Source organism: Bacillus sp. THAF10 (assembly GCF_009363695.1).
In the GTDB taxonomy this organism is placed as follows: Bacteria; Bacillota; Bacilli; order Bacillales; family Bacillaceae_I; genus Sutcliffiella_A.
This window is the reverse complement of record NZ_CP045403.1, coordinates 507,341-520,297: the sequence shown is the minus strand read 5'-3', so window position 1 is coordinate 520,297 and position 12,957 is coordinate 507,341. Positions and strand designations below refer to the sequence as shown.

Annotated in this window: 17 protein-coding genes, 2 pseudogenes, 1 riboswitch and 1 other annotated feature; of the genes and pseudogenes, 1 reads left to right on the top strand and 18 read right to left on the bottom strand. The window is 40.8% G+C overall.

The annotated features are described in order from the left end of the window. Nucleotides 1-76 precede the first annotated feature (76 nt). The 16 genes and pseudogenes from FIU87_RS02860 to FIU87_RS02790 form a co-directional block, all read right to left on the bottom strand. Nucleotides 77-631 (bottom strand): histidine phosphatase family protein, encoded by a 555-nt coding sequence (locus FIU87_RS02860; RefSeq protein WP_152443192.1) that lies wholly within the window; start codon nt 629-631, stop codon nt 77-79. A 16-nt stretch (nt 632-647) separates the two neighbouring features. After that, nucleotides 648-854, bottom strand: a complete 207-nt coding sequence (locus tag FIU87_RS02855) for a hypothetical protein (protein WP_152443191.1) — start codon at nt 852-854, stop codon at nt 648-650. A 35-nt stretch (nt 855-889) separates the two neighbouring features. Then, nucleotides 890-1,156: a hypothetical protein gene (locus FIU87_RS02850; protein WP_152443190.1), complete on the bottom strand. Its 267-nt coding sequence runs from the start codon at nt 1,154-1,156 to the stop codon at nt 890-892. A gap of 216 nt (nt 1,157-1,372) precedes the next feature. Then, nucleotides 1,373-1,588: a hypothetical protein gene (locus FIU87_RS02845; RefSeq protein ID WP_152443189.1), complete on the bottom strand. Its 216-nt coding sequence runs from the start codon at nt 1,586-1,588 to the stop codon at nt 1,373-1,375. 40 nt (nt 1,589-1,628) lie between these two features. After that, nucleotides 1,629-2,033, bottom strand: a pseudogene (locus FIU87_RS21340) (hypothetical protein); the annotation flags it as partial. 716 nt (nt 2,034-2,749) lie between these two features. Further along, nucleotides 2,750-2,959, bottom strand: coding sequence for a helix-turn-helix domain-containing protein (locus tag FIU87_RS02835; RefSeq protein WP_152443187.1), 210 nt, complete (start codon nt 2,957-2,959; stop codon nt 2,750-2,752). 10 nt (nt 2,960-2,969) lie between these two features. After that, nucleotides 2,970-3,446 (bottom strand): DUF2975 domain-containing protein, encoded by a 477-nt coding sequence (locus tag FIU87_RS02830; protein WP_152443186.1) that lies wholly within the window; start codon nt 3,444-3,446, stop codon nt 2,970-2,972. A gap of 315 nt (nt 3,447-3,761) precedes the next feature. Further along, nucleotides 3,762-5,222 (bottom strand): lysine--tRNA ligase, encoded by a 1,461-nt coding sequence (gene lysS / locus FIU87_RS02825; protein WP_152443185.1) that lies wholly within the window; start codon nt 5,220-5,222, stop codon nt 3,762-3,764. 261 nt (nt 5,223-5,483) lie between these two features. Then, nucleotides 5,484-5,746: a binding site (T-box leader), on the bottom strand. A 167-nt stretch (nt 5,747-5,913) separates the two neighbouring features. After that, nucleotides 5,914-6,402, bottom strand: a complete 489-nt coding sequence (locus FIU87_RS02820; RefSeq protein ID WP_152443184.1) for a DinB family protein — start codon at nt 6,400-6,402, stop codon at nt 5,914-5,916. 164 nt (nt 6,403-6,566) lie between these two features. Then, on the bottom strand, nt 6,567-7,580 hold the full coding sequence (locus FIU87_RS02815; RefSeq protein WP_152443183.1) for a S66 family peptidase: 1,014 nt from the start codon (nt 7,578-7,580) through the stop codon (nt 6,567-6,569). Nucleotides 7,581-7,603: 23 nt separating this feature from the next. After that, entirely contained in the window at nt 7,604-8,161 is a 558-nt protein-coding gene (locus FIU87_RS02810) for a histidine phosphatase family protein (protein WP_152443182.1), read from the bottom strand. 25 nt (nt 8,162-8,186) lie between these two features. Then, a complete protein-coding gene (locus FIU87_RS21335; RefSeq protein WP_253905494.1) occupies nt 8,187-8,333 on the bottom strand; it encodes a hypothetical protein in 147 nt (48 codons plus the stop codon). A gap of 12 nt (nt 8,334-8,345) precedes the next feature. Next, nucleotides 8,346-8,570 carry a hypothetical protein gene (locus FIU87_RS21330; RefSeq protein WP_253905493.1) on the bottom strand — a complete coding sequence of 75 codons (225 nt, stop codon included), beginning with the start codon at nt 8,568-8,570 and terminating at the stop codon, nt 8,346-8,348. A gap of 74 nt (nt 8,571-8,644) precedes the next feature. Next, nucleotides 8,645-9,466, bottom strand: coding sequence for a GNAT family N-acetyltransferase (locus FIU87_RS02800; protein WP_152443181.1), 822 nt, complete (start codon nt 9,464-9,466; stop codon nt 8,645-8,647). A gap of 84 nt (nt 9,467-9,550) precedes the next feature. Next, nucleotides 9,551-10,181, bottom strand: a pseudogene (locus FIU87_RS02795) (class I SAM-dependent methyltransferase). Between the two features lie 68 nt (nt 10,182-10,249). After that, nucleotides 10,250-10,795 (bottom strand): ribonuclease FAU-1 family protein, encoded by a 546-nt coding sequence (locus FIU87_RS02790; RefSeq protein WP_152443180.1) that lies wholly within the window; start codon nt 10,793-10,795, stop codon nt 10,250-10,252. A gap of 113 nt (nt 10,796-10,908) precedes the next feature. Here FIU87_RS02790 and FIU87_RS02785 point away from each other — a divergent pair, with 113 nt between their 5' ends. Beyond that, entirely contained in the window at nt 10,909-11,463 is a 555-nt protein-coding gene (locus tag FIU87_RS02785; RefSeq protein ID WP_152443179.1) for a nucleotidyltransferase family protein, read from the top strand. 62 nt (nt 11,464-11,525) lie between these two features. On the opposite strand, the gene FIU87_RS02780 is transcribed toward FIU87_RS02785, so the two are convergent. Together FIU87_RS02780 and FIU87_RS02775 are read right to left on the bottom strand one after the other, a co-directional pair. After that, nucleotides 11,526-12,164, bottom strand: a complete 639-nt coding sequence (locus FIU87_RS02780) for a CPBP family intramembrane glutamic endopeptidase (RefSeq protein WP_152443178.1) — start codon at nt 12,162-12,164, stop codon at nt 11,526-11,528. A 31-nt stretch (nt 12,165-12,195) separates the two neighbouring features. After that, on the bottom strand, nt 12,196-12,594 hold the full coding sequence (locus FIU87_RS02775; RefSeq protein WP_152443177.1) for an NUDIX hydrolase: 399 nt from the start codon (nt 12,592-12,594) through the stop codon (nt 12,196-12,198). 237 nt (nt 12,595-12,831) lie between these two features. Beyond that, nucleotides 12,832-12,946, top strand: a riboswitch (TPP riboswitch). Nucleotides 12,947-12,957 lie beyond the last annotated feature (11 nt).

Sequence of the window (12,957 nt, the reverse complement as noted above, 5' to 3'; positions counted from 1 at the left end):
TCAATCACTTAGTTTCCCCACCTGCCAGGTTCAACGTGCATCAATTCTTGCAATCGCGCCTCTTTTCCCCTCATTTTTAACCCAGTAGAACCGTCCCCCCGCCCCGAAAATCATAAACTTTATAATTCCCTGTATCAGACGAGTATTTTAGTATGTTACCGTCGGCGGGAATGCCTTCAAAATAGGCTCCCATGCAGCCTGTTGTGCAGCGGTGGCCAGATAAGAGGATGTTCTGCTCCCGATTGCTGCTGTGATGCTGTTCTAATTCCTTCATAAAGTGGAAGACTCTTTTCACAAAAGCCTGTGAATCCTCCACTCCTTTGTAAATTGCCGAATCTGGCAGGGCTCCTGATCGCTTCATTTCAGCAATTGACAGACCATCAGCCTCTCCTAAATCAAAAACATCCAACCTGTCATCCATGGTTACCTTCAAGCCAGTAACAATTTCGGCTGTTTGAACCGCTCTTTCTTGCGGTGAGGAAAAGACGGCATTAAATGAAATGTGCTTAAGCTTCTCTCTTAATCTCTCTGCCTGCTCAAGCCCCGTTTTGTTTAGCGGGAGCCCCTTTCTGCCTTGCATTCTCCGTTCTTTATTTAAATCAGTCTGACCGTGCCGTATGATATAAATCATCTGGTAGCTCCTATCCTTAAATTTTCCCTTCAACCAACCAAACCCCAGCCATAAATAGAAAGCCTGACGCTAGGTATATGTAAAAATAAAGCTTCTGACGGCGTTTCAGATTATCGACTCCCCATACTACTAGGGCAGCTCCAAATATGAAAACCCCTAAAGGAAAATGAAAAAACACTGTAATGATAGATAGGAGGGATAACGTTAATCCGAGTGTCCTCATAATAATTGCCTCCCTTTAAACAAAAAACTAATTTGCTAATTTCCACTATGCTGCCGCCTCTTAGAAACTCCTAAACTAACAAGTATCGCCACCACATTTGCAATGACTATTTTAAAGAGAACATAACTAAAGAGCCCTTCGGTGACATACCCTTTAACCTTCTGATAAAGTGTTGCTTCAGGATCCCAATCAATTACAAAGCCAAAACCGAACATTGCAGGTAGGCTAATTAGGATATATACACTGATAAAAGTGATTAGGTATAGTTTTGTGCTGATAGATCTGCTTTGTCTTTGGACCATAAAACTCCCCCCCCTTACTTTATGGTGTGTGGGCTAACTCTAAAGTAGCATCTTCCTTATTCAGAATACCAAAAAATAGAAAAATATGGTTCATTATTTGAAAATTTATTTTGACTATTGGATTTAGGGATTTTTTCAACTGAATTGTCTCACGGACGGACTCGTGGGGGATGTTATTGGAGGATTATTGGTCAGAGGCTAGGATTAAAGAGAAAATTAGCTGTTCTGGAGGGGGACAGCGGCGATTTTGGGGTTGCCGAGGGGACATAGATAGATGATTGCATCACTTTTCGGAGTTATTGCATCACTTTTTGGGATTATTGCATCACTTCTCGGAGTTATTGCATCACTTTTCGCGGTTATTGCATCATTTTTCACATTTATTGCATCACTCTTTACTCCAGGCACCAAGCCGTACTCACCAATCACCATTTGTTGGGCGGGAGAACCGACCGTCCCCCCGCCTCACTTTTTAATGATGAATGCTAAGTAACTTAATTAGTTTGATGATTTCCTTTTCTTCACCTGGGTCGACATATACTAGTTCTGTGTTTTCGATCATGCTTGTTGTGAGTTCGCGCATGTAGTTTTCATCAAGGTCATCGGGAACATTTTGCTCAAATCGTAATGGCACCTTGTACACGTTAATGGTGCCATCTCCATTGCCGCTGTAAGTTACCGATCCGTCTACTAAGCGAGAGCCTGCAAGTTGAATGACGGTTTCTGGATAGGTGGCACTTGTCTCATCGTACGGATTAACAGGTTGACCAGCTGGGATAAAGGTAACATTCAACTCATCTATCTCCTGATTTGGCCCAAGAAGCAGCCAAACACGAGCGTACTCAATTTGCTGGCTTGAATACTGAGATAAGCTATCCTGTGTATCTACCTGTGAGCTACTATTCTCAAAATCTTGTGTTAACATAACCGAGAATTCACCATCATGTGATACCCAATTAACGGAATCGATATGTAGATTAGAATTGATTTTGGGTAATTCATTCATTATTTTTTCCGCTGTTTCAACCATCACTTCTATTTCTTCATACACTCTCGTATGGCCGTTCTCAAATTTCTCTTTCATTTCATCGCTATACTCTTCCGTATCAGCAACGATGTTAACCGTATAATTGGCCTTTCCTGAGTCTCCATTTTGAGTTACATAGTGAGAGTTTTCTACCGGGTAATGCTCTTCTAAGTAATTTTTGACATCAAATTCTTTTAAGCTATCATTTGTGTCCGGTTCTGACTCCCCTTCTGTCTTTCCATTTTCCTCTGTGTTGGTAGTGGTGGTATCGGGGTTTGTTTGTTTAGAACTCTCCTGAGTAACTCCCTTCACCATCTCTTCATTTTTTTCTACTGACTTGGTACAACCCACAATCACAAACAACAATCCTACTGACAAAACAAATAAACTGACTTTCTTCAATAAACACACACCCTTCTTAATATGCCAATTATTTCAAAATATTACGCATATTTCAAGGGTTATGGGGCGGTTCCGACCGCTCAAAAGGAAGAGGTAGCATCAAAAAACGCTGGAACCTTTGTGAGTCCAGCGTTTTGTTATAGATAATAGAATAATCCCCCGCCTCATTCATCGGGTCTATATTCGAGAATGTCGCCTGGTTGGCAGTCCAGCGCTTTGCATATCCCCTCTAGGGTGGAAAATCGAATGGCTTTGGCTTTGCCGTTCTTGAGAATGGAGAGGTTTGCCATGGTGATTCCCACTCGCTCGGATAATTCTGTGACGCTCATTTTTCTTTTTGCCAGCATAACATCTACATTTATAATTATGGCCATCGTATTCACCTCACACTGTTAAGTCGTTTTCCGATTTTATATCAATGGCTTCTTGTAAAAGTCTCTGTAATACAGCTCCAAAAACGGCGATGACGATGGAAGCAAAAATGGGAACCATTCCAAAAATGATTGCACCTGGCGCATCATCTTTCTCAGCTAAAAAATAAATGAACGGCATAATTACCACATACACACTTCCAATGGTAATCGCACAAAGCTTGATTTTCTTTAATGCTTCCACTGAAAGCTGGGAGAACGCCTCGTTCTTATCGATATAACTTAAAAGTGTAAACGCCTGATACAATGCAAAATAAAACGGGATCGTGGTGAGAAGCATCCCCGCTACAATAGGATATAGAATAGGCGCGTACTCTGCACTTGGCGGGTTATTCAACAATGAAATTATTCCAACGATGCTTAACACCAATACCGGTGTTCCTATTAAGAAAACCGCTATTTTCAAAAAGAGGGTGGAACCATGTTTCATAAATAGCACCTCGCTTTAATCGTGATAACTTGAATTTAGCATGATATTTATTGTTTTTCAATAAATTTATATTATATTTTGATATTTTTACAAGTTAGTGGAACGGGGTAAAGCTAGCTATTTTCCCTTCAATAATGTTGCGAAAATTGAAGAAAACCGTCGATTGGCAAAAAAACGAGAAAAGTAGCAAAATTAATAGATATCTTGGCAAAATAATCATGAAAGTAGCTAAATAATCATGGAAGTTGCAAAATAACGAGGCTAACCGGCAAAATAAACGCCAACCCCCAACCCCGAAGCTACCAAAACGCCTCTCTACCCCTTCCGCATCAACGGAAACAGCACACAATCCTTAATATTGTCGCAATCCGTTAGGACCATCAGCAACCGCTCAATCCCAAAGCCCCAGCCAGAGATCGGTGGCATGCCATACTCCATCGCAGTAAGATAATCCTCATCGAATTCCATCGCCTCGAGGTCGCCACCACTTTTCAAGCTAGCTTGTGCCTCTAGCCTCCTTCTTTGTTCTAGGGGATCCACCAATTCGGAGTATGCATTTATAATTTCCGCCCCATTCACCACAAGCTGGAAACGGTCTGTTAAACTAGCATTTTCATCATTCGCCCTTGCAAGCGGGGATAAATCAATCGGGTGCTGCACCAAAAATGTCGGCCTCACAAGTTGCGGGCGGCACGTTTTTTTGTAAAGCAAATCGATGAAATTGCCTCTTCCTAGCGTTTCCGCTTCCTCATAATCCAGCTCGATTTCCCTTCGTTTTGCCTCCTCACAAAGCTCGCTCACATCGGGATACAGATCGATATCAATTTCCGTTTCTTTTAGGATCAACTCCCGAAATGATACGACTTCCCACGGTTCCGAAAAATCAATTGGTTGCCCGTCGAGTTCAATCGTGGTGGTTTGAAAGGTCTGCTCCAGTAAAAATAGAACCATCTCCCGCATCAATGACATCGTGTCCTCATAGTTCCAATAGGCCGCATATCCCTCAACCATCGTAAATTCCTGAAGATGCTGTGGACTGATACCCTCGTTGCGAAAGCATTTAGCTAGCTCAAAAACCTTGGTGAAGCCACCAACAATTAGTCTTTTGAGATAGGTTTCTGGCGCAATTCGGAGATTCAATTCTGTGTCCAGTGCGTTGTGATACGTTTTAAAGGGCTTAGCCAGTGCACCGGATGATGTGTGTTGCAAAACTGGTGTTTCGACCTCCAGAAACCCTTTCTCTTCAAAAAAATGACGAATGGCTCTTACCATTTTACTCCTGGCTAGCATGCGATTTTGCGTTTCTTTTGTCATCATCACATCCAAATATCGCTGGCGATAGCGAAGCTCGATATTGCTTATCCCGTGCCATTTTTCAGGAAGACTGCGCAATGCTTTGCCCAGAAATACATAGCTTTGGATGCGCAGCGTTTTTTCATTGGTTTGAGTGGTGTACATTAGTCCTTCCACTCCAATAAAATCGCCAATATCGTAAAATTGATGAAACTGTTGAAATGCTTCCTCCCCTATTTCTCCTTTTTTGAGTAAAAGCTGCAAGCTGCCTTGGATGTTAGAAATGGTGATAAAAGTTAAGCTTTTGAAGCTTCTAATGCTCATCATTCTTCCTGCCACTCGTACCTCTGGTGTGCCATCGGCGAGGTTTGCTGCTTCCTCAAGGTCACAATTTACATGAAATTTTTCAGGGTACACCTCGATTTCCTGCGTCCTTAATGCTTCTAATTTTTCTAATCTGCCTTCCGTTTGTTCATTTCTCATTTTTCTCGCTCCATTCCATTAATTTTTATAAAAAGGCTATTTTCGCAAACTTTGTTGCTACTGCGTATAGTTAAGCCACCCGTAATCAACGTTGCTGTCGTGCTCTTTTCGTGTAGGGAGTTTTAAACATGTGGCAATTTTTCTTCGCATAATGATTGGAAAAAGTCTTAAAGCCGACTTTTTCCTGGTTAATAGCAACAATCTTTTAGAAAAGTGCTTTAAAAAGACAACAAAAAAACTCTCACCCCCAAGACTTGTCATCTTGAGGACGAGAGTTTATCACTCCGTGGTACCACCCCAGTTTATTGATATGTCACCATACCAACCTCTTCGGGTACGTCCATTCGTTCATGGAGTATACCCTATCTCTGTAACGGGAGATCCCGTCGCAGCATCACTAAGTTCCCTTAGATCCGTGCGAAGCTCCGAGACTTTTTTCATTAAGACCATTATTACCCCTTTTCACCACCCGAGGCTCTCTGAAAATAATGCACCCAAACTACTCTTCTCTTCCTAGCCTTTGTTTCCGTATTGAATATTGGGACTATTCTATATGATTTTGCATGGTGTGTCAATGGGCGAAAGTGGACTTAGATGGTCACTCTATTGCGGCTTGATTGTCACCTTTCGTCATACGCAAAAAATACGTGCGAGACGCAAAATAAATGCCTCCCCCAACAACTTGCACTAGCTATTCCTTCACCAGCCTCGGGTCAATCAAATCCGTATCGGGCGGCGTGTAGCCAAGCTGGCGACCAATTTTCACAATCTGCCCTTTATGATGAAATTCATGGGTGGTGGTGTGGGTGAACAGCCAGAGCGTGGTGAACGATGCAGTTTCGCCGCTCTTGAAGGTGACAGGGATGGCGTGGTCCCAGTTGCCTTGATATTCTCGTAAAAATTCTTCCACGAGGTCATCGGTTTTGACGAAAAGCTCTCTCATCTCGTTTACACTGTTGACGCTCTCTGGTTCGAGGTTGGGTAACTCTTTCCCAAGTGCTCGTTTACCGAGCCAGTAATGATAACAGTCAGCCGCATGCACATGCAGATCGCGAACAGAATCCCCGGCAAAGCTATCAAGTTTCTTGACATAATCAGCGTGTTCCATGCTTTCGCAATATTGAAAGAGCGTTTCTCTCGTATGTTTAATCCAGTCGTACTGGGTTTTAAATAGTTCCATCTCTCATATCCCCTTTGTTGACATTATTTTAATAAATCATTTTTAAAAGTTGATTTCATTTTTCTAGCTGAATCTCTTGGGCGACAATCACTTCAAAAAAGTTTGTTCGAACGTTCGTTTTAAAAAAACTATGGTGAAAAAGTTTTTTGAACCGTCCCCCTGCTTCATCTAAAACTTTGCAAAACGGTTCCTTTTCCTTGGTTCATCGAGATTTCAGCAAATGCTCCGTTGATGAGTGTTAACTGTGGTGGAACATGGCCACAGTCGATGTTGTAGAGAATTGGGATGTTGAGTTCTTCGGAAAGCTCTTGATACACATGTTCTATGGTATAGCCTTTTACAGGTGTATCTGCAGCACTTCTGCCGAACATTATACCCGCGCAGTCCTCAAACCAGCCAGCTAACTTCATCTGCACGAGTGTACGACGTATGTCGGTAGTCGTTAGCTCGCAATTTTCAAAGAACCAAATAATGGACTCCCCTTGCATATGTTTCTTTTTAAAGCTTGCCACGTCACCAAATGGAGTTCCAATTAAATGTCTAATCACATCCACACAGCCACCAAGCAAACGGCCTTGCATGGTCACCGGTTCATTTGAAATGGATTGCCACTCTGTTTTTTCGGTTAAATGAAAAACATGTGGGCTAGGCTTATCAAACTGCCATTCTTTTTGATATTTTTCAGAGGAATGTTGTAAAACAGAATCTCCCTTTTGAGTGGATAATACTGCTTCCCACATCGCGGTGGTCTCGTCTGCGTATTCTCCTCGTAAATCTACTAAATTTGTACCATGAGCTGTCGCTATCCCCGTTTTCAAGGTAATGGCCAGCAGCAACACGCTAATATCGGAATAGCCCAGCACCCACTTGTTTTGCAGCTTTTCAAAGTCTAAGTGTTCAAGCATCTCCACGAGTAACTCGCCACCCCATGGAGGAATGATAAGATTAATATTTTCATTGGTCATTAGGTTTTGAAGCTCTTCGGCACGAACCTTAGCAGGTGCAGACCTTACTTTATCCTGAGTCCAAGCAGTTTGACCGCTAATGGTGTGGTATCCTTTCGATTCCAAGCGACTTATTGCCGTTTTTAACAAGTCATGTAATTCTTCTGGTACACCCGATGATGGAGCCGTTACCCCAATCGTTGAACCTTTTTCTAAAGTTGGATAAGTTATCATGATTGCTCTCCTTATATAAAAGTCTATCGTTCCCTTACCGTTTCCTCTCGCCAAACCCGCTCCACATTTCCATCTTGATCGTTTAACAAATATACATCTGGATTACTTAATTTCTTCCATTCTTCAAAGCCTACTTTGTGATCGTAATGTTTTAGGAGGAGGGACATGAGGTTTCCGTGCGTGACGATGATGGTGTTTTCAGCCTCACTTTTCCACACTTCCTCCACCACATTTACAATCCGATTCATCGCTTCCTTACTTGACTCCCCGCCAGCGAACTTCAAATCTAAATCCTCGAAGGTTTCGTTGAGCTTGTTCAGCCAATCTGGTAAGTCTCCTGTGCTTAGGATTCGCTCTGAAAGGCGATCATCAATTTCAATTTCCAAGTAAGTTTTCGTACAAAAAGGGGTTATTGATTGAACGGCGCGTAGGAATGGACTGGATACAATACGATCGATCTCCTTACTAGCAAAAAAACCTGCTAGCTCTTCCGCTTGCCGAAGACCCTTTTCTGTTAGCTCGGCTTGAGGCGGTTGGCCTTGGGCTTCACAGTGTCTTACAAGGTATATCTGTTTCGACATTGTAAAATCACTCCCTTCAAAAAATTTACTCCCTCCACCCTTCAGGCACTTGCACAATCACATAGTTACCTGTCCACATCCGTGTTTCTACAATTAGCGTCTGCTCATTTTTTTCAAAAAAATAACCAGCTCCTTCTTGCATTTCAAAAACCCAACCTTTTTCACTTATCATTTGCTTAAGATTTTAACGGCCTTGTCCTTGCTCCATTCTTGTTATGAACCATTCATAGCTTTTTTCATTCGCTATTTTTACGATTGGCTCTGTAGCGTTTTCAATAGATTGCAAGACTTCTTTTTTACTAACGGACTCAACAGGCAGCTCCGGATAATAGAATTTACTGTTGAAAGCTAGGACACCAAGAGTGACTATGATGAGTCCAATAATAATAATTACTAACCACTTTTTCATGGGATTCCTCCGTTGATCCAGGAGAAGGTTCTGTTGCATCGCAAAATGAACCACGAGAACCGTCCCTCTGTCTCTCACATTTTATAGTAATCCTGCGAATGGTAGACTTTGAAGCCGCAAGTTTCGTAGAGTTTGAGGGCATGGGCGTTTTTGGCTTCGACTTCTAGGAAGACTGGGAGGCCTTTTTTGTTCTCTACTTTTACGACTTTGGATAGGGCTTTTCTGCCGATGCCTTTTCCTTGGAGTTCAGGGAAGACAGCGAATCCGTAAATCCAAGCTTCGCCGTTATCTTCGGATACACGAATTTTCCCTGCTATTTTTCCTTCTGCTTCTATGATGTACATATCTTCACTGTTATGCTTCCTCATCCGTAGATTGAATTCCCGCGCTTCTTGTTCAGTAAATCCAAAGCAAGAAACTTCAAGCTGTATTTGTGCTTCCATGTCTTCAGTTGAAGTGGAAGGTCTTACCGTGATATTAGAATCAACATGCAACTCGGTTTGGTGCCATTTCATTTGATGTTCTGCCATCAAAAAGGTGCAGGGAATGTTCTTCAAAAACTCTTTTGCCGTTGTGGAATTGGTTGGCGCATTTAACAAAATAGTCGTTGCGTTTCGCGCTTTTGCCTCGTCCACTGCGATCTTAAATAATTTAGAAAATATCCCTCTCCGTCGGTAATCTGGGTGCACCATTCCCGTCAATTCTACTTTATTGCCAAACCCGTAGCTGCCCACAAAACCAACAAGCTGGCCATCCTCATAATGAAAGAAGTCTTCCTTGTTATGTTCGTCACGATTTTCAAGCATATCGAAATTTAACTTCAGCTCAAATCCGCCCTCCTTTTCGCAGACGTCCTGAAGCTGTTTAATTTGAAGTAATTGTTCTTTAGTTAGCATTATTTGCACCTCTTGATTATTCTTTATACAAGCACATAGACCGTACTAGCACATCTATTAGCTCTGAACAACAAGTATCATTTTTCATGCTTCTTCATTTTTTTTAAGCATAATTTTTCTATACATTCCATTAAACATCAGAGATTTATCTTCTTTAATGATTATCATTTTTTTGTTTTTGTTGTATAGTCTTTCAAAGTTGATGCCAATGTCGGTTCCTAATAATCGAACGAGTGGCCTAATTGCTTTTTTAAGTTTAGAAAGTTCTTTGTCTTTAGGCACAAATTTATCAAAAATCAGAATATCTCCGCTTAGTTTTACCACTCTAATCATTTCTTCCAGGCATTTATCAGGGTTTGGAACAACAGAAAGAACAAGACTTCCAATTACCAAATCGAATTGGTTATCCTGAAAATCCATCGATTGTGCGTCCATTTTTATAAATTTTATTGAGGTATTTTTGAATTTATTTCTTGCTTTATTAAGCATATCATCAGAGTAATCTATAGCTGTAATCTCTGAATTTTTGTGTTCTATTAGTTCTAACTAAATCAGCTCCAGTTCCAACTCCTACGAATAGTATTTTTTGGTTTTTGGTGAAAGTCATGTCTTGAAAAATCTTTTTTCTTGCTTGAAGGAATGGACCTTTGTTGAAAAATAAATCATATACCGGGGACCATAATTTGTAGATTTTTTTATTCCATTGGTTATTCATGTTGACACCTCGTTCAAAGCTACTTTTTTGAGTTAGATAAAGCTCTCACACCTTTTAACTGTGACTTATTACAAATCTTTCTTTTCAAGCAGCATTTCCTTATGTAGCTTCGCTAACTCCAACAATTGAAACTCATTTTGAAGAAGTAACTTATTAATCTTGTTCGCCTCTGCCCAAGCCATGTTGAATTGATCTTGACTAATCCAACCTTTTTTCAAAGCTACCTCGAGCTCTTCTGCATCTTTCTGAATGATTTCACCACTAGGAAGGACAACGATGTCAAGAAATAGGTCATCTAAGAACGGAATATTATTTTCGATTCCGTTCTTTTCCGCGATATCGATGTACCACTGAACGACTTCTCCTTTGGCGTTGAACATGGTCGTTAGAGAGTGTTGCTCGTGGATGGGAAAATGCTGAAGCCATATATAACCGTCATCCACAATGCAGACCTGCTTTTTCTCATAGGAAACCTCGAGAGGCTCTGAGACTTTTTGCACGTGGAGTAAGGTAACATACCCTTTGAATTTTTCTATATCTAGGAATGTTTGGGTGTATTGGCGTTTGATGACTCGCTTCCATTCTGCACGGTCGCCGTATTTTCTTTTTAGCATCGCTATCCCCCTTTGGAAATATCCTAATTGTACCATTTTTCAAATAACTAGGGTGAAAATTAGTGTGATAGAATAGGAATATATGTTCGTTGTTTGAAAGAGGGGTTACATTTATGGATAAATACGATGTGCTACAGATGATTCAAAGCGATGACGAGATGATGGAGATCATAAGGGCTGCACGTACATTAGGACTTCATGACTGGTGGGTTTGTGCTGGTTTTGTACGGTCAAAAATTTGGGATGTGTTGCACGGGTTTACGGAAAGAACCGCTATTCCAGATGTGGATGTGATCTATTATGACCCTTCCTATGTGGATGAAAATGTTGAAAAATTACTAGAGGAAAAATTAACAAGCTTGATGCCTCACGTACCATGGTCGGTAAAAAATCAAGCAAGAATGCACACGGTGAACAACCTTTCTCCATACATTTCTTCGGTCGATGCCATCTCGAAATTCCCAGAGACCGCGACAGCTTTGGGATTAACATTGGATAAGGAAAACAACTTGGTCCTAATTGCGCCTTGGGGACTAGAAGACGTACTGAATTTGGTGATAAAACCAACCCCGATGTTCACCGAAACAAAAGAGCTCGCTGCCATCTATGAAGAACGAATCGTGAAAAAGAATTGGAAGGGTACATGGCATAAGGTTAGGGTGTATTAGTTGGGAGATTCTCTTGGTTCTTTCAGATTTCGAATGAACCAAGAAAACCGCCCCCCTGTATTCTAGAAAAACATAGCAAATGTATTCCAAAGGGAGTGTGCTACGATCGTGACTAAGATGTTTCGGTAGCGAATGGCCAGAATGCCTAGAACTAGGCCTATTATAAATGATCCCCAAAAAGCGGCGTGTATTAGACCGAATAGGACCGATGAGATGATAAGCATGATGTATTTTATTTTGGTTGAAGGGATGAGTATTAATAGCCCTCTATAGAAAAGCTCTTCTTCTATAGGGGCAATGATGACCAATATAAAAAAGAGTTGTAGATATTCCCCAAATGTAAATGGTAAAAGTCTAAAAGAGAAGGGTTGAAACTGAAGGAATAAGGCGACCACGAGCAACCCGATGATCCAAAGATATGTACCTTTCTTTTTTAAAGGAGCGATGCTGAACATTCCGATATATTTTTTTCCAAATAACAGTAACAACAAGACGAAAAATATAATCACTGACAGCCTGTTTTGCACCTTAAAATTTAGGTTTCCTTCTGGAAGCGTGTCTGAGATGAGGATAAAGTGTTCTGGTAGTTTAATAGCGCTAAGTAAAAATCCAACAACAAAAATGGTAATAAATAAAAAGAATTTCCCTATCTTGATTAATACAGTCGGTTGATTTTGCTCTTGTACAACATTTGAATCCATCTTTTTACTCCCTCACTCTATCATTTACGTTCTAGCGAATTGTTTGTATCAAAAACTCTCTATCTTCCGGAAAGGAGAGTTCTAGTTTGCTAATTTCGTTGGCTGATTTCCAAGCTATTTTGTGAATGAGGTTGTCAGGGTCTTGGATTTTCGCTTCTCCGCCTGTGATTTCCACTTCGAAATATTGTACCTCCACGTTAATGCCATAAATTACACTTTTTTTGGAGAACAGAGGTTGGATAATTCTTGTGTCGTAGCCTGTTTCTTCTCTTATTTCTCTTATACAGCATTCTTCAAATGTTTCGTTGTCCTCTTTTCCTCCAGACGGAATTGTCCAGGCTTTTTTCTCTTCTGGTAATCCTTGTAACACCATAAGGACTTGTCCTTTTGTATTAACGCAAACGCCAGCTGAACCTTGCCAATTTTCCATGTGATTGCCTCCAAAAAATTCCTCTTATTCTACTAATAGGTAAATTTTAGCATATAGTCTTTCATATTCCAATTACAGAATGAAGGGAATTGTTCTCGCAATTTATACAGAGTTCAGCAACCATGAGCAATGTTTCCTTGTCCTTTTTCGGTGTAGTGTAAGCCGCCTTTTAATCAGAATATTTTAATATTGCTTTTATTTCACTTAAAACTCAAGTATACTAAAACCAAATTGAATAGAAATAACTAGGGGAGTCCAATAGGTTGGGCTGAGAGAGAAACACGTTAAAGTTTCTTGACCCTTTGGACCTGATCTAGATCATACTAGCGTGGGGAAGTTAGAAAAAATAATCATGTATTGAAT

Bases quoted from the DNA above. Each gene is read 5' to 3' on its own strand.
- FIU87_RS02860 (WP_152443192.1), bottom strand. From the start codon at position 631: ATGATTTATATCATACGGCACGGTCAGACTGATTTAAATAAAGAACGG.
- FIU87_RS02855 (WP_152443191.1), bottom strand. From the start codon at position 854: ATGAGGACACTCGGATTAACGTTATCCCTCCTATCTATCATTACAGTG.
- FIU87_RS02850 (WP_152443190.1), bottom strand. From the start codon at position 1,156: ATGGTCCAAAGACAAAGCAGATCTATCAGCACAAAACTATACCTAATC.
- FIU87_RS02845 (WP_152443189.1), bottom strand. From the start codon at position 1,588: ATGGTGATTGGTGAGTACGGCTTGGTGCCTGGAGTAAAGAGTGATGCA.
- FIU87_RS02835 (WP_152443187.1), bottom strand. From the start codon at position 2,959: ATGGCCATAATTATAAATGTAGATGTTATGCTGGCAAAAAGAAAAATG.
- FIU87_RS02830 (WP_152443186.1), bottom strand. From the start codon at position 3,446: ATGAAACATGGTTCCACCCTCTTTTTGAAAATAGCGGTTTTCTTAATA.
- lysS (WP_152443185.1), bottom strand. From the start codon at position 5,222: ATGAGAAATGAACAAACGGAAGGCAGATTAGAAAAATTAGAAGCATTA.
- FIU87_RS02820 (WP_152443184.1), bottom strand. From the start codon at position 6,402: ATGGAACTATTTAAAACCCAGTACGACTGGATTAAACATACGAGAGAA.
- FIU87_RS02815 (WP_152443183.1), bottom strand. From the start codon at position 7,580: ATGATAACTTATCCAACTTTAGAAAAAGGTTCAACGATTGGGGTAACG.
- FIU87_RS02810 (WP_152443182.1), bottom strand. From the start codon at position 8,161: ATGTCGAAACAGATATACCTTGTAAGACACTGTGAAGCCCAAGGCCAA.
- FIU87_RS21335 (WP_253905494.1), bottom strand. From the start codon at position 8,333: ATGATAAGTGAAAAAGGTTGGGTTTTTGAAATGCAAGAAGGAGCTGGT.
- FIU87_RS21330 (WP_253905493.1), bottom strand. From the start codon at position 8,570: ATGAAAAAGTGGTTAGTAATTATTATTATTGGACTCATCATAGTCACT.
- FIU87_RS02800 (WP_152443181.1), bottom strand. From the start codon at position 9,466: ATGCTAACTAAAGAACAATTACTTCAAATTAAACAGCTTCAGGACGTC.
- FIU87_RS02790 (WP_152443180.1), bottom strand. From the start codon at position 10,795: ATGCTAAAAAGAAAATACGGCGACCGTGCAGAATGGAAGCGAGTCATC.
- FIU87_RS02785 (WP_152443179.1), top strand. From the start codon at position 10,909: ATGGATAAATACGATGTGCTACAGATGATTCAAAGCGATGACGAGATG.
- FIU87_RS02780 (WP_152443178.1), bottom strand. From the start codon at position 12,164: ATGGATTCAAATGTTGTACAAGAGCAAAATCAACCGACTGTATTAATC.
- FIU87_RS02775 (WP_152443177.1), bottom strand. From the start codon at position 12,594: ATGGAAAATTGGCAAGGTTCAGCTGGCGTTTGCGTTAATACAAAAGGA.